Raw genomic sequence first — 20,774 nt, 5'->3', positions numbered from 1 at the left:
CAGCAGCTCTGGTACCACAAAAGGCAGGAACCACTCCGTGAAGGCACTCTCCCAGAGGCGGCGTCACCCACTCGCAGCGTTCGCGCTGCTCCTGATGGCGCTCCTCGTCACCGGCGGACTGTACGCCGCCGCCAGCACCGCCAACGAGGCGCAGGCACAGACCACCACATTCACGGCGGACGACGTCGAGGAGGGCAGCAAGCTCTTCTCGGCGAACTGCGCCTCCTGCCACGGCATGGGCGCCACGGGCTCGCAGGCGGCACCGTCGCTCGTCGGAGTCGGCGCCGCCTCCGTCGACTTCCAGGTGGGCTCGGGCCGCATGCCGATGCAGATGGACGGCCCCCAGGCCCAGGCCAAGCCCGTCCAGTTCACCGAGGAGCAGATCCGGCAGATGGCCGCCTATGTCGCGTCCCTCGGTGCCGGGCCCGCGATCCCCTCCGAAGAGATCCTCGACGCCTCCGAAGGCGATCCCTCCGCGGGTGGCGAGCTGTTCCGCGTCAACTGCGCGATGTGCCACAACGCAGCAGCAGCCGGTGGCGCCCTGACGCAGGGCAAGTTCGCCCCCTCGCTCGAAGGCAGCAGCGAGAAGCACATCTACGAGGCCATGGTCACCGGCCCGCAGAACATGCCCGTCTTCAACGACGCGAACATCGCCCCCGAGGACAAGCAGGACATCATCGCTTTCCTCAAGACGATCGAGGAGCAGGGCTCCCCGGGCGGAGCCGACCTAGGCTCGCTCGGACCGGTCTCCGAGGGACTCTTCATCTGGGTCGCCGGCCTGGGCGTCATCATCGCCTTCACCGTGTGGCTCACGTCAAGGTCCTCCTGACCATCCGCACGCTCACCGTGAACGAATCACAGACAGACTTTCGAATGCAGTACCTGAAGAAGGATGAGAGGGATCATGGCCGACTCTAGTCACGGCGCTCCCGGGACCTCGGTTACCGTCGCCACGCCGGGCAGCGAGCTGGACACGTTCGAGAACCCGGGTCTCCCCCCGCACCGCCCGCGCCTCGCGGACCGGGACCGACGGGCGGAGAAGCGTGCCGAGCGGCAGGTCGCCCTGCTGTTCCTCATCTCCGTCCTCGGAACCCTGCTCTTCTTCGTCGGGTACTTCTTCATCCCGCTGGACCAGACCATCGAGCGGCTGCGCCTCCAGAACCTCATGCTCGGCCTCGGTACCGCCTTCGCGATGCTCGGCATCGGGGTCGGGATCGTGCACTGGGCGAAGACGCTTATGCCCGATCACGAGGTGACGGAGAACCGGCACGCGATCCGTCCGGAGAGCGACCGCCAGGACGCCGAGAAGATCGTCAACGACATCCTCGAGGAGTCGGGCATCAAGCGCCGCCCGCTGATCCGCAACACCCTCCTCGGTGCGGCGATCCTCGCACCCCTGCCCGCCATCGCGATCTTCCGCGACCTCGGTCCCCTGCCCGGCAACGCGCTGAAGCAGACCATGTGGGACACCGGGGTCCGGCTGACCCGCGACCCCAGCGGCACCCCCATCCGCGCCTCGGACGTCACGGTCGGGTCCGCGTTCCATGTCATCCCCGAAGGCCTCAACGAGGTCGAGCACAAGCTCGAGGAAAAGGCCAAGGCGGTCGTCCTGCTCATGCGCCTGGACCCCGAGGAACTCAATCCCTCTCCCGGACGGGAGAACTGGGGCTACGACGGAATTGTTGCGTATTCCAAGATCTGCACGCACGTCGGCTGCCCGGTAGCGCTCTACGAACAGCAGACACACCACCTGCTGTGCCCCTGCCACCAGTCCACCTTCGACCTCGAACAAGAGTGCAAGGTGATCTTCGGACCGGCTGCACGGCCGCTACCACAGCTACCCATCGAAGTCGACGACGAGGGCTACCTCGTCGCGTCAAGCGATTTCCAAGAACCCGTAGGACCTAGTTTCTGGGAGCGAGGCTGACATGAGCAGCTCAACCGCGACGCATACCTACGTGCCGAAGACGCGCGTAGGCAAGGTCACCGATTACGTCGACTCCCGTGTCGGCGGGTCGGGGATCGTCAAGGAATTCGGACGGAAGATCTTCCCGGACCACTGGACCTTCATGTTCGGTGAGGTGGCGCTGTACACCTTCGTCATCCTGCTGATCTCGGGTACCTTCCTCACCTTCTTCTACGACCCCTCAATGGCGGAGACGCACTACGAGGGCAGCTTCCTGCCGCTCCGCGGCGTCGAGATGTCCGTCGCCTACGCGTCATCCCTGGACATCTCCTTCGACGTCCGCGGTGGCCTGTTCATGCGACAGATCCACCACTGGGCGGCGCTCCTGTTCGTGGCGTCCGTCGCGGTCCACATGCTCCGCGTGTTCTTCACCGGAGCGTTCCGCCGCCCGCGTGAGTTCAACTGGGTCGTCGGCTGCATCCTGCTCATCCTGAGCCTCGCCGCCGGCTTCACGGGCTACTCGCTCCCCGACGACCTGCTCTCCGGCAACGGACTGCGCATCATCGACGGCGTCATGAAGGCCATCCCCGTGGTCGGCACCTACCTGAGCTTCTTCCTCTTCGGCGGCGAGTTCCCGGGCACGATGATCATCGGCCGCCTCTACGTCCTGCACATCCTGCTGATTCCCGCCGTGATCCTGCTGCTCATCGGTATCCACCTGTTCATGGTCGTGCTGCACAAGCACTCCCAGTTCCCCGGCCCCGGCCGGACGAACACCAACGTGGTGGGCTACCCCGTGGGCCCGGTCTACGCGGCGAAGGCCGGCGGATTCTTCTTCATCGTGTTCGGTGTGCTTGCGGCGATCGCTGCGGCGTTCACGATCAACCCGATCTGGAACTACGGACCGTACGACCCCTCGCCCGTGTCCGCCGGTACCCAGCCCGACTGGTACATCGGATGGGTGGACGGCGCCTTGCGCCTGATGCCCGGCACGCTCGGCGACAACTTCGACTTCGAATTCATGATCCCGTTCCCCTGGGGCGTCAACGCGCTCTCGCTGAACGTCCTCATCCCGGCGCTCGTGCCCGCCATGATCGTGTTCACCCTGATGTTCGCCTGGCCCTGGATCGAAGCCTGGGTCACGAAGGACAAGCGCGAACACCACCTGCTGAACCGCCCGCGCAACGCCCCTACACGCACCGCCATCGGCGTCGCAGGCGTCACGTTCTACTGCGTCCTCTGGGCCGCGGCGAGTTCCGACCTCATCGCCACGCACTTCCTGGTGTCGCTGAACGACGTGACCTACTGGCTGAGGTTCCTGGTCATCTTCGGACCCGTCCTCGCCTTCATGGTCGCGCGGCGCATCGCCCTGGCCCTGCAGCGCAAGGACCGCGAGATCGCACTGCACGGTCGCGAGACCGGTCGCATCGTGCGCCTGCCGCACGGCGAGTTCATCGAGGTGCACGAGCCCGTCGACGACTACAAGCGCTACAAGCTGGTCGCGTTCGAGTCCCCCGAGGTCATGGTCCCGGCGCCCGACGCCGACGGTAAGGTCGGTCGCATCGACAAGGTGCACGGCCGGATCTCGCGCTTCTTCTTCGAGGACCGCGTGGCACCCGTCACGCCGAAGGAACTCGCGGCGTCGCACGGCGACCACCACGGTGAGATCGCCGGTGCGAAGGACCGCGAGTCCATCGCGAGCCACTAGTACCCGAGCGGCTGACCGAAGGGCCCGGACGATCCCCGTCCGGGCCCTTCGTCGTTCCCCATCACCCGAGAGGCGACACCTCATGACCGCTCCAATGAGCACGGTCCGACGGTCGGGCACCGACCGACTCGCGGTGACCGTGAGCGAGGTCTTCGCTCCCGCCGTCCTCGTCTCCCTGTTCCTGGTAGTCACGGCCTTCCGTGCTGCCCCTTGGCCCGGGGGTCTCCTCCTCGCCGCGGTGGCGGTCGGCTTCACCACGGCGCTCCCCCTCCTGGGGGTCATCGCCCTCGTGCGCCGCGGGCGCCTCGTCGACCACCACATCAGCGACCGCCGGCAGCGGGGTCCCGTCCTCGCAGCGACACTCGTCTCGATCGGTGTGGGACTCGCGCTGCTGGTCCTCCTCGACGCTCCCCCGGTGCTCGTCGGGGCGGTGCTGTGCACCGTGGTGGGCGTGGTCCTCGTGCTGGTCGTCAACCTCTGGTGGAAGCTGTCGGCGCACTCCGCGGTGGCGGTGTTCGTCGCCGTCGGGATCCTGGGCCTGTTCGGCCCCTGGGCATCCCCCCTCCTCCTGGTGCCCACCGCCGTCGGGTGGTCGCGCGTCCGCCTCCGCGCCCACACGCCGGGGCAGGTCGTGGCGGGCTACGCGGTCGGTGCCGTCATCGGGGGCGCCTTCGTTCAGTTCGTCGCCGGCGCATGAGACGGCCGGACGGGCCGGCCGGACGAGACGGCCGGGCGGGCCGCCGCCACCTGCTGGGCGCATCTCCGCGAGGTCAGGCCGGGCGTAGTTCCTGAAGTCGTGAGTCGATCGACGCCGACACCGCTGCGCCGAGGAGCAGGAGCCGCATGGTGCGCTCGGTGGCCTCGATGAGCAGTTGTTCACCGTTCGCGACCGCGTCCTCGAGGTTCATGGGGATGGTCATGATCGAGGCGATCGCGTCGATGCCGATATCGTGCACGTCGGGTGCCCCTCGGCCGAGCGAGCCGGCCAGGGCCAGCACGGGTACACCGGCGAGCTGTGCCCGGCGCGCGACGACGGCGGGGACCTTCCCGTTGGGTGTCTGGAAGTCGATCGCGCCCTCCGCCGTGATCACGAGGTCGGCCCTTCGCATGAGGGCATCGAGGTCGAGCCCTGCGAGTCCGCTGTCGATCAGGGCCTCGAAGCGCGGCACGAGGCGGGCGCCGAGCGCCGCCAGGCCGGCGCCCAGGCCGCCCGAGGCCCCGGTGCCGGGGCCGGTCCGGTAGTCGACACCGGTCGCCAGCCCGTCCCGTTCGAGCACCCGTGCCCACTGACGCATGGCTTTCGCGAGTTTCTCGACCTGCTCCGGCGAGGCTCCCTTCTGGGGTCCGAACACCCGCGCCACCCCGTTCCTGCCGCAGAGCACGTTGTGCTGGTTGCAGGCCAGGACGAGGGTCGCCTCGCCGAGAGCGGGGTGCAGGTCGGTGAGGTCGAGGTGCTCGGCCTTGATGAGGGCCGACCCGCCGAACGGCAGTTCGCGGCCCTTCCCGTCGAGCACGCGGGCGCCCAGTGCCTGCAGGGCGCCGGCGCCGCCGTCGCTCGTCCCGCTGTCACCGCAGCCGACCACGATCGTGCGGATCCCTTCGTCGAGAGCAGCCCTGATCAGTTCGCCGACGCCGTAGGTGGTGGTGGCACCCGGGTCCCGTTGCCCGCGCGGCACGAGGCGCAGTCCGGCTGCCGCTGCCATCTCGACGACGGCGGTTCCGGTGGCGCTGCCGCCCAGACGCGCGAAGTGGGATTCGACCGGTTTCCCGACCGGCCCGGTGACGTTCACCGGCACCAGGACGCCGCCGGTGGCCGCGGCAAGTGTCGCAGCGGTGCCCTCTCCGCCGTCCGCGATGGGGACGGCGGTGATCTGGACGCCGGGCAGGACCCGCCGTACACCGGCGGCGATGGAGCGGGCCACCGTCTCGGCGTCGAGGGATTCCTTGAATCCGCTGGGGGCGATGAGGATGCGCTGGGGAACTGACATGGTGGTTCTCCTGGGGGTGGGGAGGGACTGTCGGACGTGCAATGCGGGAGGTCGTCGGCGGTCAGGGGAAGAGCGGCAGGCCGAGCAGCGGCCAGACGAGGAAGCTGAAGAGCAGCACGAGGGCCGCGTTCACGGGCGCGAGGAGCGTCGACAGGCGCAGCAGGTCCTTGGCCGCGTAGGTCTCGACGCCTTCGACCGTGGCGAACATCGCGACGGGCTTCGCCGAGCTCGTCAGGGTGTGGCAGAAGCCTGCGGCGGCCGTGGAGGCGAACGCAGCGGCCATCGGTTCCACACCGACGGCCGGTGAGAGGGCGATCACGATCGGTATCAGGACGGCGGAGCGCGCGGATCTGCTCTGGATGACGAGGTGAGCGAACGTGGAGAGCAGCACCACGAGGACGACGAACAGCGGCGCTGCGGCGGCTCCCAGCGAGCGGATGGGCTCCAGCGCACCGCCGGCCAGCCACCGCGCCGCACCGGTGGAGACGAGGGCGTTGCCCAGGGCCAGGGTCGCGGCCATGAAGAGCAGCAGGGACCAGGGAACCGTCTTCAGCCCTTTCGCGAGGTCCACCGAGCCGAAGCTCGGGGATGCGGCGACCAGGGCGCCGATGAGCGCGACGAGTGCGGGGTGCAGCCCGTGGAGCGGCTCGGTGCACCAGAGGACGACGACGGCGCCCAAAAGGAGGGCGGCCCGTGATTCGGCGACGGTCAGGGGCCCGGTCACGGGAGTGTCCGAGTGCTGTTCGAGGTCCGCCGCGCCGATGTGCAGGCGTCGATCGCGCTCCGAACGCGTGGTGAACATCGCGAGAACGATCTCTGCACACAGGTGGGAGGCGACGAGGGCGAGTGGCAGGCCGAGGAGCAACCAGGTGGCGAAGTCGAAGCTGCTGCCGGTCGCCGTCTCGAGGATCTGGCTGGTGATGAGGTGGGCGCCGGCGCCGAGGAAGGATCCGACGGCAGAGAGCAGGATCACCGAGGGGAACAGGATGGCGAGTGCCTTGACGAGTGCGGGCCGGCCCGTGAGGGCTTGCCGCAGTGCCAGGAAAACCGGGAGCGCCAGGGCTGCGCGACCGGAGGTGGACGGGACGGCGAAGGTGGTGACCACGAGGGCGAGGGTGGTCAGGTGGGCGAGCTGCCGGGGCGTCGTCGCGCCTGTGATGACGAAGGCAGCCCCCCGGTTGGCCAGGCCGGAGGCGCGTACTCCCGCGGCGATCACGAAGGCGGCCAGGAGGAGCCAGATGGTCTCCTCCCCGAGGGTCGAGAAGAGGGAACCCGTGTCCATCGTGCCCGTCAGGACCAGGACCGTGGCAGCCCCCAGCGCGACGTAGGTGTCGTCGATGGACGTGAAGATCCAGAGCCAGACGGCCAGGACGAAGACCATCAGGGTCACCGCCCCCTGGGACGACAGGTCCGTGCCGGGTTGCCGGGCAGCGAGGACGACGGCGGCCGTCGCGGCCAGGCCGACGACGGCGGCCACCGCCCGGATGACGAGGGAGCGACGAGCGGCGGACCGCGACGCGGGCGTCGGGCCAGGGGGCGTCGCGGGGCCCGCGATGCGGGGAGGCGGTGTGGTGGAGTGTTCGACCAGGGTCACGGCAGCCGGTACCCCACTCCCCTGATGGTCTCGATGCGCTCCGTACCGATCTTCTTGCGGAGGGCCCGGACGTAGACGTCCACGACGTTGGAGCCCGGGTCGAAGTCGTAGCCCCAGACCTGACTCAGGAGCTGCTCACGGGAGATGACGCGGTCGGGATGGCGCAGGAAGACCTCGAGGATCGCGAACTCGCGCGCCGTCAGGTCGACGGCCTCGTCGCCTGCACGGGCCCTCCTCGAATGGAGGTCGAGGGAGAGGCCCTCGTGCGCGATGACGGCGCCGGCCGCGGCGGGTGCCTGATCGGTGAGGCGCAGGCGGATCCGTGCCAGGAGCTCGGCGACATGGAAGGGCTTCGTCATGTAGTCGTTCGCGCCGCCCTCGAGGCCGGCCACGGTGTCGGGGACGCTGTCCCTCGCCGTCAGGACGATCACGGGCGTGGCTACTCCCTCGCCCCGGATCTGAGCGAGGACCTCGAAGCCGTCCAGGAGTGGAAGACCGATGTCGAGGAGGACGAGGTCGAAACCGGCTGCCCGCGCGAGGAAGAGCGCGGTCTCCCCGTCGGCGGCATGTTCGGTGGTGTAACCGGCTGCGCGGAGGCCCTTCTGGATGAACGAGGCGACCTGGAGGTCGTCCTCGGCGATCAGGATCCGGGTCATGGTGTCTCCTTCAGCGTGGGCTGTCCGACAGCGGGCAGGACGGCGGTGATGGGGCGCGCGTCACCGGGAGTGTGCGACGGGACGGAGGATCCCGTCGTCGGACCGACCGGTGGCGCTGCGGGCCGCTGCGGGCGCGGCGGTCGGCTCGGCGAGGGGCGCGCCATCGTGTCGGGGGCCGGGAGGAGCAGCCCGAACGTGGAACCCTGCCCCGGTTCGCTGCGGACCCAGGCCGCGCCGTCGTGGCCGTCCGCGATCGCCCGCACGATCGACAGGCCGAGACCGGCCCCGCCGCGCTGCCCTGCCGGGTGCAGCCTGTCGGCGGGCAGGGAGTTCGCGGACCCGTGCTGGAACCGTTCGAAGATGACGGACGCCTCGTCCTCTGTCACGCCGGGACCCGAGTCCTGGACCCAGATGCGGAGCTGCCGCCCGGCACCGGTGCCTTCGTAGACGGAACCGACCCGGACGTCGGATCCTGCGGGCGTGTACTGGACGGCGTTGGCGCCGAGCTGGAGGACCGCCTGCGTCACGCGCTGGCTGTCGAGGGTGACCACGCCCTCGGCGACCTCCATGAGGAGCCAGCGCCGGTCACCGAGGGCCTGCATCTTGGCTTCCAGGCCCAGCATCAGTTCGGCGACATCCACGGGGGCCGGCTGGACGAAGTCGGGGCGTTCGGCCTTGACCAGGAGGAGGAGATCGGACACGATACGCGCCATCCGGGACAGTTCGCCGTCGACGAGGGACAGCGTGGCAGCCCGGCTCGACGGGTCGTCGTCGATGAGTTCGAGGTGTCCGCGGATGACCGTGATCGGGGTGCGCAGTTCGTGGCTGGCGTCGTCGATGAACCGCCGCTGCGTCACGTACGCCTGCTCCAGGCGGTCCAGCATGGCGTTGAACGTCGTGGCGAGTGCTGCGACGTCGTCGCGCCCCTGGACCGGTACGCGCGCCGTGAGGTCGGACTCGGTGATCCCGGTGGCGACACGCCGCACGTCCCGGATGGGCCGCAGGATCTGCCCGGCCACGAGCCAGGCGATTCCGGCGGTGAAGAGCAGGCCGCCGAGCGCCACGAAGAAGATGACGGTCACGGTCTCCTGGACCTGCTCGTATCCGCCGCGCGTGAACTCCGCGATGATGAGCGTCCCGTTCTCGGTGCCGGCCTCGACATCGACCTTGCCCCAGCGCATCGAGCCCGCGGCCGTCTCGCGGACACCGGACGCGGCGGGGTCCTCCCGCAGCTCCTGCAGCAGGGCCGTGTCCGTGGAGAGGCGGTATTCGTCATTGCTGCCCCGGCCGTAGGACCCGAGGTACAGCACCTCCTCCCCCGTCACGCCGAGGATGACTTCACCGGCCACGGAGTTCTGGCGCGACAGATAACGCTCGAGCAGTTCACTGACCGAGGTGTAGGCCTGGGCGGTGAGCGGGTCGACGGCCTCCCCGGCGAACGTGCTGAATTCCTGCACCTCCTGCACCACGTCCTCGTTCGCGTCCTGGTCGACGCCCGCGATCAGGAGGGACCGGACGGTGACCAGCAGGGCGACGAGGGCCAGAGCCGTGGTCAGGACGATCCAGCCCACGATGCGCCATCGCGCGGACACCGAGGAGCCGCCCAGCGGTTTCGTCGGCGGAGTGGTGTCGGGGGCTCCGGCCCCGGCTGCAGTGGACGAGGTGGGGCCTCCGGCAGCCGATTCGCGTGCCATCAGTCCCCGTCCTGGCCCGGCGACTCGTCGTCGACGTCCACTCCGTCGACCTCCAGCCCGTCGTCCTCCACGTCATCGCCGAGCACCTCCCGCTCCACCAGGCCTGGGGAGGACTGATCGGCAGGGATCGCCGGTGCGGGCCGGGGCGCTACCGGAGCCGGGGCGGGAGCCTGAGACGGCACCCCGGGGATCGCCGGCGCCTCTGTCGGCGCTCCTGTCCGTGCGTCTGTCGGCGCACCCGTCGGCGCGTCCGTCGGTGCGTCCGTCGGTGGTGTCGCGGTGGTGGCCTCGTCTCCGACGTTCCCTCCGTCGGCCCCGGTCGGTGCGAGGTCCACCACGACCGGCTGCACGTCCACGGGCGGGACCTCGGCAGGGCGACTCAGGGCCTGGCTCCCGACCGCGAGGAGCGCCGGGACAGCAAGCAGGCCTGCGGCGGCGAGAAGACGGGGGGCCAGGGACACTGCACTCTCCTAGAGGTTCTCGGGGTACGGACGAAGCGACGCCGATGACATCGCCGGCGCGGAGCCGCGTCGGAGAGCCAGTCGGAACGAATGGGCTGCACGTACTGCGATGCAGGCGGCTGGTTTCCCCGACGTCGGTGTGTCCGCTACGACCACTCTGCCGCACCCGGATGAGCCCCCGTGAAACCAGCATGAGAACTTCTTCATCTTCCCCCTGCGGGAGCTGACGCACCGACGAGCCGTGCACCCCCCGGCCGTGCTACCCGGACCAGAAAGGGATCGGCGAGGGTCCGCGGCATGAGGGCTGCGATCGCCTAGACGGGTGTCACGTCGGACGCGGCGATGATCGTTCCCTGCGCGTCCCGGATCTGGAGCCGAGCCAGATCCTCACGCAGGACTGCAGCGTTCATGCGGCAGGTGATGATCTGCTCTGCTCCGAGGAACGTGCCGGAGAGGAGTTCCTGCCCGTCCTCACGGACGAGGACGACGTCGTACACCTGGCCGGGGAGGAGTCCGTCGATCTCGAGGATCGTCTCGGTACCCCAGGTATGGGCGACCAGCTCTGCGTCGACACGTGCTCCGCCGGGGGTCTCGGTCAGCATGATGTCCTCGACGGCGCCCAGAGTGCCCGGAGGTCCTGTCGGGGGTTGGTCCACGAGATGGGCGACACCCACTCCTCCCAGTGCTCCGACTGCCAGGAGGGACGCAGCGACGGCAGTGCTGCGGATCAGCCGCCCGCGGGCGGAAGGTTCGGGCGGCCGGGACCGGTCAGGGGTGCGGGACCTCCCCCGCCGGCGTGGCGAGCGGCCTGTCCGGGGCGACGAGGGGATGGGAGCACCTCCTGCCTCGTTCCGCGTATCCTGGTCGATTGCATCCATGATGCGATCTTCCAGGCCGGCAGGCACAGCTCTGTCGTCCCATTGCAGTGGCGGGGTTCCTGGGTGTGGAGTGGAGAGTCGGGTGGCAAGGCGGCTGAGAGCCTGGTATTCGTCGAGGAAGGCGCCGTCGCGGGCGCAGAGATCCTCGAACGCCTTTCTGCGGCCGGCGTCGAGTGCGTGAGCGAGAGCCGCGGCCATGAGTTCGTTCCGGTCGAAGCCGTCGTCGTGCGTCCGGTCCTGGTCCCGGCCGTTGTGCTCGGTCATGGTCCGGCCTCCTCTCCGAGCGCGCTGCGCAGTGCCTTGAGCCCGTAGTACATGCGTGTGCGAAGCGTGGCCGCCGGGACGCCGGTCTTCTCCTGCACCTGCTGGTAGGTCAGGCCCTCGAGCTGCACCGCGACGATCACGGCCCGATGTTCGGTGCTCAGCATGGCCAGACCAGCGTAGAGCACGATCCGGTCCTCGATCGCACGCGTGCCCCCTCCCCTGTCCGCCCCGACGTCCAGGTGCTCGTCCAGACCCGGAACCGGTCGTCGGGCACGGGCCCTGAGCTCGTCGATGATGACATTCCGTGCGATGGCGAAGAGCCACGTCCGCTCCGACCCTCGGTGCGCCTGATAGCGGTCCCGCGCCCGCCACGCCCTGATGAAGACCTCCTGCACGCAGTCCTCGGCCAGAGCCGCGTCGCGGACACTGTTGAAAGCGAATCCGTACAGATCCCGGCCGTGCGCAGCGAACGCCCCGCGCACATCCAAGAACGACCCGGCCGGATCCGAAGGGCCTACCGGCCTGACATCGTCCGTCATCTCCAGCATGCTTTCATCCCCGCCAATCTAGCCGTTCGAGGAAGTACGGCATCGAACACCCCGGCGTTCACCCTTGCGCAGTTCTTCCCCACACCAGGACCCGTGTCGTTGCCGCTGCGGAAGAAAGCGGTCGGACGCCTGAACAGGTCGGACGGAGCCGTCGTACACCTCACAGGACAGCCCCGATTCGCGGTGCTGCCGAACGAGGGGCATCCGCTGTCTGCAGGACGAAGCACACGCACTGCCGCAGTCGCAGCGACCTTCGGCGCCACCGCACTCGTGGCGGTCATGAGCGCAGCACCGGCCTCCGCCGAGACGGCGGTCGAACGCCCGGCGACCTTCACCAGCGGCTATACCGTCGCTGCCACCCCTGAGCAGGTCGTCGGCCCGGACGGCGCGCCGGCACCCGGTGAGCCCGGAGCGGCAGGGACCTACAACTGATCAGCTCCGACCTCGACATCCTCTGCTACGACATCACCCTCACCGGGGTCACTCAGCCGTACCGGAGCCCGGTTAGGACCGCGACCCACATCCACCAGGCCGTGCAGGGCACGAACGGGCCGCCCCGCCTGGCCTTTCCCAACCCCGAAGGCAGCGGAACCGCCACAAGCTCCGGCTGCCCCCAGGGCCCCTTCACCACGGGCCTGACAGGCGACAACGGTGCGGACACCGCACCAGGTAGCGACGACTCCGCCGGGTGGGAGGACGTCGAGGAGGCGCACACCCTCCGGGCGCGGTACCTGCGCCCAGCCCGGTGACCCGAGGGCTTACTGGACCGATGCCGATGCCGACAGGTCACGCCCCGCTCGGGGCTTCCACGTGGCTCGTGGCGCCCGTGGTGGCTCAGGCGGGCAGGACGATGACCTTCCCGGGGATACGACCGGCATCGGCCTCGGCATGGAGGGCGGGAAGCTCCGCGAGCGGGATCCGGCGCGTCACCTCGACGGTGAGTGCGCCGTCGTCGACGAGGGACACCAGCTGTGCGAGCCGGTCACGGTTGCGGAGGACGAACACCGTCGCGGCCCGGACCCCTCGGGTGTCGTCCCCGGGGGTCGGCATGAAGGCAGTGGTGCTGACGACCGCCCCGCCGTCGTGGACCGCGGCGACGTACCGGGTGAAGTGCTCCGGCTCGATCGGGGCAAGGTTCAGCAGCACGTCGACCTGCCCGTCGACGGCACCGAGCAGGTCCGTCTCGGTGTGGTCGATGATCTGGTCGGCTCCTGCTGTGCGAACGGCATCGATGCTGCGCGGGCTGGCCGTGGCGATCACGTGCACGCCGGCTCGCTTGGCGAGCTGGATGGCGTATTTCCCCACGACACCGCCGGCACCGACGATCAGGACCCGCCGGCCCGCCCGGAGCCCGCCTTCGTCGAAGAGCGCCTGCCACGCCGTCAGGCCCACCGAGGGTAGCGCCGCCGCGTCGGCCAGCGGGATGGTCGTCGGAGCTGCGACGACGGCGTCCGCGGGTGCGATGACGTACTCCGCCGCTCCACCGTTGCGTTCCATCGGCAGGAAGGCGATCACGGGGTCGCCGACCGTGAGCCCGTCGACGCCGCCGCCGATCGCATCGATGGTCCCCGAGACGTCGTAGCCCGGCACGTGCGGCAGCTCGATCGGGATCGGGAGGAACCCACCCCGCATACCGCTGTCGGCTGCGCTGTACGCCGACGCGGCGACGCGCAGTCGTACCTCTCCGGCAGCCGGCATCGGCTGCTCGATCTCGCCGTACCGGAGGACCTCGGGTCCCCCGACCTCCTGGAACTGGACTGCCTTCATGTGTACTCCTTCGTGTGTTGCTTCGAGTTCGAAGCAGATACGGGAAGCGTACACCACTTCGAACTCGAAGCAACCCCTATGATCGGAGGATGACCGAGACACCTGCTCCTCTGACGCCGACGCAACTCCAGGCCTATTTCGCTTTCACCGAGGTGAGCAGCCTCCTGCGCCCCGCGGTCGAGAAGCAGCTCCGCGATGCCGGCGCGCTCAGCTACGTCCAGTTCCAGCTGCTGGCACGCCTGGGCGACACGGACGACGGCCACCTGCGCATGACCGACCTCGCCGATGGAGTGGTCTACAGTCGCAGCGGCCTGACCTATCAGGCACAACTGCTCGACCAGCGCGGACTGGTCACCCGCTCCCCCTCCCCCGATGACGAACGCAGCACCGTCGTCGCCATCACCGCCGCCGGCCGCGACGTACTCGCCGCCGTGTTCCCCGGTCACATCGAGGCCGTCCGTGACCTCCTCTTCGAGCCGCTGGGCGACGACGACGCCGGCGATCTCGCCCGCATCCTCGGCAGTGTCAGCACGCACCTCCGGGCGGCCCCGCCGCGCTCGGCGGCCCGCCGACGGAAGACCTGACCCGCGACGATCCGGAACCACCGGCGAATCCGTGCATCCGTGTGCCCTCGATCAGGGCACGACGATCCCCGGACCGCGACGTGGTCACGACGACGCGTGCGATTCGTCCGTTCGTCGTGGACCGGGTGTCGGGATGCTCTCCGGGGCGGTCGCGTCGGTCCACTGCGTCAGGGCGACCGTGAAACCGTGCACGAGGCGGTCGAAGCTACGGTCGACGTTCGCGCTCATGGCGAACGATCCCGTCGTCTCGAACGTCACGAAGCCGTGCAGGGCGGAGCGGAGCGCACGGATGGCGTCGACGGCGTCGTCCCCGGTCAGGTCATAGCCGACGAGCACGTCGGCGATCACCTGGATGCCGGCGAGCGACACGGCCTCGTCCTCGAGATCACCGGGCGAGGGCATCCGCTGTGAGGACTCGTAGCGGGCGGGGTGCTCACGCGCCCAGTCCCGGTAGGCATGGGACATGGAGTGGATCGCGTCGGCGCCGGACCGGCCGACGGCGGCGCGGGCCAGTACCCCGCCGAGTTCCCGCTTCGCGCGAACCGAGATATCCCGATGCAGTCCCGCCAGCGAGTCGATGTGCTTGTAGAGCGAGGGCTGTCGGATGCCGAGCCGTCCGGCCAGGGCGGCGAGCGTCAACCGGTGGAGGCCGACCTCGTCGACCATCACCGCGGCCTCCTCCACCACGCGATCGCGGGAGAGACCGGCCCTAGGCATGCTGCACCGTCTCGAGGAAGCGCAGGACGGCCTTGCCGGTCACGTCGGGCTGCTGGGCCTGGGGGTAGTGGCCGGCATCGGCGACCAGGACGACCTCCCCCCGGAGGGCGTCGCCGATGAAGCGGGCCTCGGCGGCGGGGTCCTTGAAGTCGGGGTCCTTCTCGCCCATGATGACCATCGTTGGGGCGGTCACCGAGCTGAGCTTCGCCTCGGCGGGATCGTGGTCGGTCTGCCGGGTGGTGAGCGAGAACGCCCTGCCGTAGGGCTTGCGCCTGAGGCTCGCGACGACCGCCTTGCGGTACTCCTGGAAATCGTCCGGCTTGCGGCCGGAGTAGAGGGTGGGCATGTAGCTCTTCCACACGGTGGCGACCCACAGCGGAGCCATCATGGCGCGGAACAGGCTCCGCGTGACGGCAGTCGACGGGGGGTTGCGCACGAACGGGCCGATCAGCACGAGGCCGTCGACCTGGTCGGGGTGCTCGGCCGCGACGATCACGGCGGAGCCGGCGGCCAACGAGTTGCCGACGATGACCGCCGATCCGCCGAGCTGCGTGATCAGCGCCAGGACGTCGCCTGCCGTCTCGACATCGCCGTAGGAGGTGAAGGTGGTGTCGCTGTCACCATGACCGCGGAGGTCTGTGGTGGCGACCGAGTAGCCGGCGGCGACGAGCACCGGCGTCAGGAAGCGGTAGGAGGAGCGCAGCTCGCCCATACCGGGCACGAGCACGAGGAGCGGGCCGGCACCCTGGAGGTCGTACGCGACGCGTCCCTCGGGACGGGCGATGTACTGCGTCGAAGGGGCGGGGGCGGGAGGAGAGGAGGTCATGTAGCTATTCTTCATTGCCATTTAGCTATAGTCAATAGCTTCTCGGCGCTTCGTCCGCTTCTCCCTCCGGTCGTGTGCATCGATCGTGTCCATCGATCGCGTCCATCGATCGTGTCAGAGGTGGAGAGTTCCGCGGTGAATCTCGTAGGAGCGGGAGTGCCCGGGCTCGTCAGGGTTGTCGATGATCGGTTGATCCGCCATGAACTGGCGGATGATGTGAGCGAGTTCGCCGGGATTGCTGAAATTGATCGCGTGCGCCGCCCCCTCGATGATCACCACGAGGACCTGGTTGTCCGTGCGGCTCGCGACCTCGCGCACCCGGGCAGGGCTCGGCATCAGTGGATCGCGGTCCCCGATGACCACCAGGGTCGGGATCCTCAGGGCCAGCAGCCGGTCGAGTGACGGGTACCGGGTGAGGGCGCGAAACATCCTGACGGTGCTGGGGACACCGAATCTGAGGTAGTCCGGAGCGGCCACGCGCATCATGGCGACGGGCTCGCGTGTGCCGTCACGGGCGAGTTGCCGCAGAGCGCGTGGCAACGGCTGGTTGTGCACGCCGCCGGCAGGCGAGACGAGGACCGCCCGGCTCAGCCGTTCGGGATACCGGTGGGCGAACTCGCAGATGATCGGGCAGCCCATCGAGTTGCCGACGAGAGTAGCCGACGCGATGGAACGATCGTCGAGGAACCTGGCGGCCGCATCAGCGAGACCGGGTACGTCGAGGGACCTGCTCGGCTTCCCGCTGCGTCCGAATCCTGGCAGGTCGGGAACCAGGGTGTGGTACTCGTCGCGGAGGCGCTCTGCCGTCGGCAGCAGGTATCGGCCCGAGAGGCCGAAGCCGTGGACGTGCATCATGGCGGGCTCGCCGGACCCGCTGCCGGGCGATACCCGGTAGAAGACGTCGACCCCGTCGATCCTCGTCCAGCGTTCCGCCAACGACGAAGCTGCGCGCCTGGGCAGCCGACGTCCCCGACGACGGAACCCGGGAACATCCGGCACGTCGGCCGTCACATCGACTCCGATCGTTCATGGGACGGTTGCGTGGTCCTCGACGGGCAGGCCGGGCCGATCTCTCGCCGCACCACGACCGCCGAGGCCGAGATGGCGGCATGGATCAGGATCACCGCTGTGGACCGAGCGTGGCAGGTCCTCCACGGGCGAGCGCGGGGCGCAGTGCAGGGCACACCGCGTTCCCCTCGGGGACGGCTGGTCGACATGCGTCGACGGTAGTACTCAGGGAGGTGTTCCACGTCATCCCCGGGGGGTGATGTGATCCGGGAAGCGGCACGGACCTCGCATGGGTCCTTCCGGTGCTCGCGGGATCGCTCCGCACCCGTCGCCGGTGAGCGGTACGGCAGGATCAGGAATCAGTCCGGCCTCACGGCCAAGGATCAGTTCCCTGCGGTTTCCACGTGCATGTCGGGATCGGGTCCAAGGCTGAAGGTGTGGGGGTTCTGGACCGGATCCGCGCCTGGTTGCCCACCGTTCTGGCGCCTCTCGGACGGAATGGCACCGGAGTCGCGGCACGAGCCCCGGCCATCCGGGAGCGGGGTCGTCCCTATCTGCGGTCGGTGAGGGCGTCACTGTGCTGCAGCGCATAGCGACGCCCGATCGGGGCGGCAGATACCCCGTGAAGTATCACGCTGAGCAGTACCGTGAGACTGACGACGGAGATCGCGAGTCGGACGGGCTCCACGTCTCCCAGCTCTTCGATCGCCAACAGCGCGAAGACGATCGAGGCCAGGCCGCGCGGCCCGAACCATCCCACGAACAAGACCGTCGACCTGTCCAACCCTGTCCTCGTCAGCGCCAGCGCGACCGGAACCATGCGGAAGAGGGTCAGGCTCGCTACCGCGTAGAGCAGGGTCCACGCCGAGAAGAGCTCGAAAGCAACCGGTACCAGCGCAGCGCCGAAGAGGAACCATACGCCGAAGGAAAGCAGTTCCCCGAGCAGTTCCGCGAGTTCGCTCAGTTCGTGCTGCTGGTCGGTGCCATTCCCCAGGGCCGCGCTGAAGGCGATTCCCGCGACGAAGGCGGCGATGAACCCGTTGCCGCCGAAGGTCACAGCCCCGGCGAAGCTGCCGAGTGCGACGGCCAATGTGGCAAGCCGCCGACCGCCGGGACTCATCCAGGTGCGGTGCGAAGCGGACGCGATGAGTTTGGCCCCACCCCATCCGAAAGCCGTACCGACGACTGTCCCGATAGCCAGTTCGAGGAGCGGCCGGATTCCGGCGTCGTCGCCACCATGGGTGCCGAGCTGCCCAGCCACCAGGGCAAGCGACAGGACGACGATCGGGGTGACGATGCCGTCGTTGAGCCCGCTCTCGACGGTGATGACGCGGCGCACGCGCGTGGGAATCCGCTGATCGTTGATGACCTGAGCGCTGAGCGCCGCGTCGGTGGGGGCAAGGGCCGCACCGACGAACAGCGCGAGTGCCCAGGTGAAGTCGCCGAAGAGCACCACAGCGGCAACCGTGCCGAGCATCAGGGTCAGCGGGAGGCCGACTCCCAGCAGGCGCGCGGGCACCCGGAGGTCGTGCCTCAGGTCGCCGACGTTCACCCTCACCGCGTCGGAGAACAGCAGCATCGCGAGCGTCAACTCGGCCAGTAGATGGACTGACGGCGCCTCCGCGTCGATCGGGACCGGGCCCCAGGACTGGTTCCCGAGCAGGAAGCCCGCGAGCATGAACACGAAGGGACCGGTGATGTTCCATCGACCCAGCCGATTCGAGGTCACCGCCCAGCCGAAGATGACCACCATCAGAAGTGCGAAAGCCGACTCCGTCATCAGTCTTGACCTTCCCGATCGTCGAGGACTGCTGCTGTGGTCTGACCCCGCTTGGAGGTCGGGGGCCGTTCCTCAGCGACACCGGCGGCTTCCAGGCGTCCGGAACGGACCGCATCGGCGAAGGACTGGTAGTCGCGTTCGTTCTGGTCCGCGTAGCGCTCGGAGAAATCGGCAATGGAGTGATCGAACGTGCCGCGCTTGCCCAGGTAGGCGGCGATCGCGACGGGGTCACCGGACCGGGCATGCGCCCGTGCCAGAGTCCATCCGCAGGCGTTGGCATAGAACGTCATGCCGAGTGGATCCATCCCTTCCACGACGGCCGACCCCTTCATGTCACGCAATTGGCGCCAGTACAGGTACCTGTTCTCCTGCACGCCCTTGGTCCAGCCGAGAAAGATATCGCTCGCGGCCTGCATCATGCGCTGCCCCTGCACGACCCGCTCGCCCGGCTGGTGGAACCGACTCTCCTGCAAGTGATCCTCGAGCACTGATCTCGTGGCCTCCTTGACCTGCAGGAACAGTGGGTCCTGTTGATCCCGGCCCTGGAGCAGGACGATGAACGCCCGCGTGCCGACGCTGCCGACACCGACGACCTTGCGGGCGACGTCGACGACTTCGAAGCGCTCCAGCAATTGACGCCGATCCTGAGGCAGCGTGGCCCGGTACGACCGGAGTTGCTCCCGGATCACCTGCTCCACCTCATCAGCCGACATGCCGAACGATCGGCCCAGATCCCGGGCAGGGACGATGAGCGGGGGCTGGCTGACGATCCGATAGGTCCCGTCGACGCGCTCGGCGAGCTTGGCGAGTGCCTGCAGGCTGTCCCGGGTGCGGGCTCTGCCGATGTTCTTCCGCGCTGCCTTTCCCATACCCCGAGCCTTCGTGAGAGCCTTGCCCTTCTGTGTCGCCACGCTCAGGTCGATGGCCTCTCTCAGTTCCTCGTCCGACAAGCGGGCATACCAGATGTCCAGCGTGCGCATCCGCGCGAACCGGAGCATGGCTTCGCGGTAGGCCCGCACCGCCGTGAGGGTCACCTCGCGCGCGTCGTTTCTCGTGAACGCGTTGTTCCTCGCTGCAATCGTGAAACTCGCCGCCATGCGCTTGACGTCGTACTCGAACGGCCCCGGGAGCGTTTCGTCGAAGTCGTTGAGGTCGAACAGCAACCTCCGCTCCGGCGAGGCGAACACGCCGAAGTTCGACAGGTGGGCATCCCCGCACAGCTGGGTGACCAGACCCGCCCTCGGCGTGTCCTTCAGGTCCGCGGACATGATCCTGGCCGCACCCCGGTAGAACGTGAAAGGGGAGACCAGCATCCGGCCGTGCCGCACCGGTACGAGGTCCTGGTCCCGGGTGAGGTTCTGCTCCTCGAGCAGCGCGACAGGATCCGCACGGTCCGGTGCGGGTACCCAACCTGTGTGACAGGAAAGAGGTGTGCTCTCCCTGTGCCGCTTGCCCGTTGCCGCACGTTCCTCGACGGTCCGGTGATTCACTTCTTCCTGAGTCATGATCGTGGATCTCCTCCGCTACACCGGAGTGGGAGCGAAGGGTGCGACGTCGGCTCGGGCGCCCTGTACCACCAGGCAGGAGGCTTCCGGCACTTCCTGCCAGGCGCCTTCGAGGTCGCCGAGTGGCTCGGACACCACGAGTCGTGCGTCGCCTGAGAGCCCCTGAAGCAGTCCGTGGCTTGGGTGAAGAGCCTGGAGGGCGGAGATGTCAGTGCTTCGGAAAAGGGAACGGGACCGACCTTCGCTGGAATAGCGGAAGGCCCAGGTCGTTTCTCCGTCGGTGACCGCCACCGTCATCTGCATCGGGAATTCCACGCCGTGGCCCCGGCCGATGTCCTCGATCAGCCCGACGGCGCGCGCGACCGCCCCGGGGGGATCCTTCTCGAGTCCGAGAGTAAGAGCCAGGTAGAAGAACAGTTCCGAATCGGTGGAGCCCTGGATCAGAGGAAAGAGGGCAGGATCCACAGCGAGCGTCATGTCCCGTTTGATCCTCGCGAAGTCATTGATGAGCCCGTTGTGCATCCACAGCCATCGGTCATGGCGGAAAGGGTGGCAGTTCGTCTGCTGCACTGCGGTCCCGGTCGACGCGCGGATATGGGCGAAAACCCGCCCTGACCATGCCAAGGCCGCCAGTTCCCGAAGATTCCTGTCGTTCCAGGCGGGTTCCGTACTGAGGAAGAGGCCCGGACGGGAAAGCGTCGAATACCAGCCGACCCCGAATCCGTCCCCGTTGATCGACTCCACACCCAACCGGGAGTGCTTGCTCTGCATCACCAGGGAACGCTCCGGTTTGTACAGGAGGTCCTCGAGGTTGACGGGCGAACCGGAATAGGCGATCCAACGGCACATGAGTGGTCCCTTCCGGCAACATCGCAACATGCCGGTGAACG

The 20,774-nt window shown here is 68.6% G+C and carries 22 protein-coding genes; 8 read left to right on the top strand and 14 right to left on the bottom strand.

Translation table 11 applies throughout. The features are described 5' to 3' along the window. The first annotated feature begins 37 nt into the window (after positions 1-37). From qcrC to ACX80K_RS02210, 4 genes are all read left to right on the top strand, one after another. Positions 38-829 carry a cytochrome bc1 complex diheme cytochrome c subunit gene (qcrC, locus tag ACX80K_RS02225; RefSeq protein WP_459270237.1) on the top strand — a complete coding sequence of 264 codons (792 nt, stop codon included), beginning with the start codon at positions 38-40 and terminating at the stop codon, positions 827-829. A 75-nt stretch (positions 830-904) separates the two neighbouring features. Next, complete coding sequence (qcrA, locus tag ACX80K_RS02220) at positions 905-1,927, top strand: cytochrome bc1 complex Rieske iron-sulfur subunit (protein WP_459270236.1); 1,023 nt, start codon at positions 905-907, stop codon at positions 1,925-1,927. Between the two features lies 1 nt (position 1,928). Continuing rightward, on the top strand, positions 1,929-3,614 hold the full coding sequence (gene qcrB, locus ACX80K_RS02215) for a cytochrome bc1 complex cytochrome b subunit (RefSeq protein WP_459270235.1): 1,686 nt from the start codon (positions 1,929-1,931) through the stop codon (positions 3,612-3,614). A gap of 82 nt (positions 3,615-3,696) precedes the next feature. After that, complete coding sequence (locus ACX80K_RS02210; RefSeq protein ID WP_459270234.1) at positions 3,697-4,311, top strand: phosphatase PAP2 family protein; 615 nt, start codon at positions 3,697-3,699, stop codon at positions 4,309-4,311. 73 nt (positions 4,312-4,384) lie between these two features. Here the strand turns inward: ACX80K_RS02210 and ACX80K_RS02205 are convergent, their stop codons facing one another. From ACX80K_RS02205 to ACX80K_RS02175, 7 genes are all read right to left on the bottom strand, one after another. Continuing rightward, on the bottom strand, positions 4,385-5,602 hold the full coding sequence (locus ACX80K_RS02205) for a glycerate kinase family protein (RefSeq protein ID WP_459270233.1): 1,218 nt from the start codon (positions 5,600-5,602) through the stop codon (positions 4,385-4,387). A gap of 61 nt (positions 5,603-5,663) precedes the next feature. Beyond that, entirely contained in the window at positions 5,664-7,196 is a 1,533-nt protein-coding gene (locus ACX80K_RS02200) for an SLC13 family permease (protein ID WP_459270232.1), read from the bottom strand. Further along, positions 7,193-7,852 (bottom strand): response regulator transcription factor, encoded by a 660-nt coding sequence (locus ACX80K_RS02195; RefSeq protein WP_459270231.1) that lies wholly within the window; start codon positions 7,850-7,852, stop codon positions 7,193-7,195. The genes ACX80K_RS02200 and ACX80K_RS02195 overlap by 4 nt, the downstream gene beginning before the upstream one ends. Next, positions 7,849-9,546, bottom strand: a complete 1,698-nt coding sequence (locus tag ACX80K_RS02190; RefSeq protein WP_459270230.1) for a sensor histidine kinase — start codon at positions 9,544-9,546, stop codon at positions 7,849-7,851. Before ACX80K_RS02190 ends, ACX80K_RS02195 begins: the two co-directional genes overlap by 4 nt. Further along, on the bottom strand, positions 9,546-10,007 hold the full coding sequence (locus ACX80K_RS02185) for a hypothetical protein (RefSeq protein WP_459270229.1): 462 nt from the start codon (positions 10,005-10,007) through the stop codon (positions 9,546-9,548). The genes ACX80K_RS02190 and ACX80K_RS02185 overlap by 1 nt, the downstream gene beginning before the upstream one ends. A gap of 314 nt (positions 10,008-10,321) precedes the next feature. After that, a complete protein-coding gene (locus ACX80K_RS02180) occupies positions 10,322-11,149 on the bottom strand; it encodes a hypothetical protein (protein ID WP_459270228.1) in 828 nt (275 codons plus the stop codon). Then, entirely contained in the window at positions 11,146-11,688 is a 543-nt protein-coding gene (locus ACX80K_RS02175) for an RNA polymerase sigma factor (protein WP_459270227.1), read from the bottom strand. The genes ACX80K_RS02180 and ACX80K_RS02175 overlap by 4 nt, the downstream gene beginning before the upstream one ends. A gap of 288 nt (positions 11,689-11,976) precedes the next feature. Between ACX80K_RS02175 and ACX80K_RS02170 the strand changes: the two genes are divergently transcribed. Further along, complete coding sequence (locus ACX80K_RS02170) at positions 11,977-12,129, top strand: hypothetical protein (protein WP_459270226.1); 153 nt, start codon at positions 11,977-11,979, stop codon at positions 12,127-12,129. Then, the gene (locus ACX80K_RS02165) at positions 12,126-12,446 is read left to right on the top strand and encodes a CHRD domain-containing protein (protein WP_459270667.1); all 321 of its coding nucleotides are present in this window, start codon (positions 12,126-12,128) and stop codon (positions 12,444-12,446) included. Before ACX80K_RS02170 ends, ACX80K_RS02165 begins: the two co-directional genes overlap by 4 nt. An 85-nt stretch (positions 12,447-12,531) precedes the next feature. Here ACX80K_RS02165 and ACX80K_RS02160 read toward each other — a convergent pair whose 3' ends face one another. Continuing rightward, on the bottom strand, positions 12,532-13,464 hold the full coding sequence (locus ACX80K_RS02160; RefSeq protein WP_459270225.1) for an NADP-dependent oxidoreductase: 933 nt from the start codon (positions 13,462-13,464) through the stop codon (positions 12,532-12,534). Positions 13,465-13,553: 89 nt separating this feature from the next. Between ACX80K_RS02160 and ACX80K_RS02155 the strand changes: the two genes are divergently transcribed. Continuing rightward, on the top strand, positions 13,554-14,048 hold the full coding sequence (locus ACX80K_RS02155) for a MarR family winged helix-turn-helix transcriptional regulator (protein WP_459270224.1): 495 nt from the start codon (positions 13,554-13,556) through the stop codon (positions 14,046-14,048). A gap of 84 nt (positions 14,049-14,132) precedes the next feature. Here ACX80K_RS02155 and ACX80K_RS02150 read toward each other — a convergent pair whose 3' ends face one another. The 3 genes from ACX80K_RS02150 to ACX80K_RS02140 all read right to left on the bottom strand — a co-directional run bounded on the left by ACX80K_RS02150 (position 14,133) and on the right by ACX80K_RS02140 (position 16,527). After that, positions 14,133-14,765: a TetR/AcrR family transcriptional regulator gene (locus tag ACX80K_RS02150; RefSeq protein ID WP_459270223.1), complete on the bottom strand. Its 633-nt coding sequence runs from the start codon at positions 14,763-14,765 to the stop codon at positions 14,133-14,135. Next, complete coding sequence (locus tag ACX80K_RS02145) at positions 14,758-15,591, bottom strand: alpha/beta fold hydrolase (protein ID WP_459270222.1); 834 nt, start codon at positions 15,589-15,591, stop codon at positions 14,758-14,760. Before ACX80K_RS02145 ends, ACX80K_RS02150 begins: the two co-directional genes overlap by 8 nt. Positions 15,592-15,705: 114 nt before the next feature. After that, positions 15,706-16,527, bottom strand: a complete 822-nt coding sequence (locus ACX80K_RS02140; RefSeq protein WP_459270221.1) for an alpha/beta fold hydrolase — start codon at positions 16,525-16,527, stop codon at positions 15,706-15,708. A 476-nt stretch (positions 16,528-17,003) separates the two neighbouring features. Between ACX80K_RS02140 and ACX80K_RS02135 the strand changes: the two genes are divergently transcribed. After that, positions 17,004-17,192, top strand: a complete 189-nt coding sequence (locus ACX80K_RS02135; protein ID WP_459270220.1) for a hypothetical protein — start codon at positions 17,004-17,006, stop codon at positions 17,190-17,192. Here ACX80K_RS02135 and ACX80K_RS02130 read toward each other — a convergent pair. From ACX80K_RS02130 to ACX80K_RS02120, 3 genes are read right to left on the bottom strand one after another with little or no spacing between them, the layout of a single operon-like run. Next, positions 17,150-18,379 (bottom strand): cation:proton antiporter, encoded by a 1,230-nt coding sequence (locus tag ACX80K_RS02130; RefSeq protein WP_459270219.1) that lies wholly within the window; start codon positions 18,377-18,379, stop codon positions 17,150-17,152. The two genes, ACX80K_RS02135 and ACX80K_RS02130, sit on opposite strands and share 43 nt — an antisense overlap. Further along, the gene (locus tag ACX80K_RS02125; protein WP_459270218.1) at positions 18,379-19,884 is read right to left on the bottom strand and encodes a DUF2252 domain-containing protein; all 1,506 of its coding nucleotides are present in this window, start codon (positions 19,882-19,884) and stop codon (positions 18,379-18,381) included. The genes ACX80K_RS02130 and ACX80K_RS02125 overlap by 1 nt, the downstream gene beginning before the upstream one ends. 18 nt (positions 19,885-19,902) lie before the next feature. Further along, a complete protein-coding gene (locus tag ACX80K_RS02120; protein WP_459270217.1) occupies positions 19,903-20,733 on the bottom strand; it encodes a class II glutamine amidotransferase in 831 nt (276 codons plus the stop codon). Positions 20,734-20,774: the final 41 nt, after the last annotated feature.

The organism is Arthrobacter sorbitolis (genome assembly GCF_054510995.1).
This window is presented reverse-complemented; position numbering and strand designations above follow the sequence as displayed.

Coding starts and splice junctions, on each gene's coding strand:
- qcrA (WP_459270236.1), top strand. CDS start 905: ATGGCCGACTCTAGTCACGGCGCTCCCGGGACCTCGGTTACCGTCGCC.
- qcrB (WP_459270235.1), top strand. CDS start 1,929: ATGAGCAGCTCAACCGCGACGCATACCTACGTGCCGAAGACGCGCGTA.
- ACX80K_RS02210 (WP_459270234.1), top strand. CDS start 3,697: ATGACCGCTCCAATGAGCACGGTCCGACGGTCGGGCACCGACCGACTC.
- ACX80K_RS02205 (WP_459270233.1), bottom strand. CDS start 5,602: ATGTCAGTTCCCCAGCGCATCCTCATCGCCCCCAGCGGATTCAAGGAA.
- ACX80K_RS02195 (WP_459270231.1), bottom strand. CDS start 7,852: ATGACCCGGATCCTGATCGCCGAGGACGACCTCCAGGTCGCCTCGTTC.
- ACX80K_RS02190 (WP_459270230.1), bottom strand. CDS start 9,546: ATGGCACGCGAATCGGCTGCCGGAGGCCCCACCTCGTCCACTGCAGCC.
- ACX80K_RS02180 (WP_459270228.1), bottom strand. CDS start 11,149: ATGACCGAGCACAACGGCCGGGACCAGGACCGGACGCACGACGACGGC.
- ACX80K_RS02175 (WP_459270227.1), bottom strand. CDS start 11,688: ATGACGGACGATGTCAGGCCGGTAGGCCCTTCGGATCCGGCCGGGTCG.
- ACX80K_RS02170 (WP_459270226.1), top strand. CDS start 11,977: ATGAGCGCAGCACCGGCCTCCGCCGAGACGGCGGTCGAACGCCCGGCG.
- ACX80K_RS02160 (WP_459270225.1), bottom strand. CDS start 13,464: ATGAAGGCAGTCCAGTTCCAGGAGGTCGGGGGACCCGAGGTCCTCCGG.
- ACX80K_RS02155 (WP_459270224.1), top strand. CDS start 13,554: ATGACCGAGACACCTGCTCCTCTGACGCCGACGCAACTCCAGGCCTAT.
- ACX80K_RS02150 (WP_459270223.1), bottom strand. CDS start 14,765: ATGCCTAGGGCCGGTCTCTCCCGCGATCGCGTGGTGGAGGAGGCCGCG.
- ACX80K_RS02145 (WP_459270222.1), bottom strand. CDS start 15,591: ATGACCTCCTCTCCTCCCGCCCCCGCCCCTTCGACGCAGTACATCGCC.
- ACX80K_RS02130 (WP_459270219.1), bottom strand. CDS start 18,379: ATGACGGAGTCGGCTTTCGCACTTCTGATGGTGGTCATCTTCGGCTGG.
- ACX80K_RS02125 (WP_459270218.1), bottom strand. CDS start 19,884: ATGACTCAGGAAGAAGTGAATCACCGGACCGTCGAGGAACGTGCGGCA.
- ACX80K_RS02120 (WP_459270217.1), bottom strand. CDS start 20,733: ATGTGCCGTTGGATCGCCTATTCCGGTTCGCCCGTCAACCTCGAGGAC.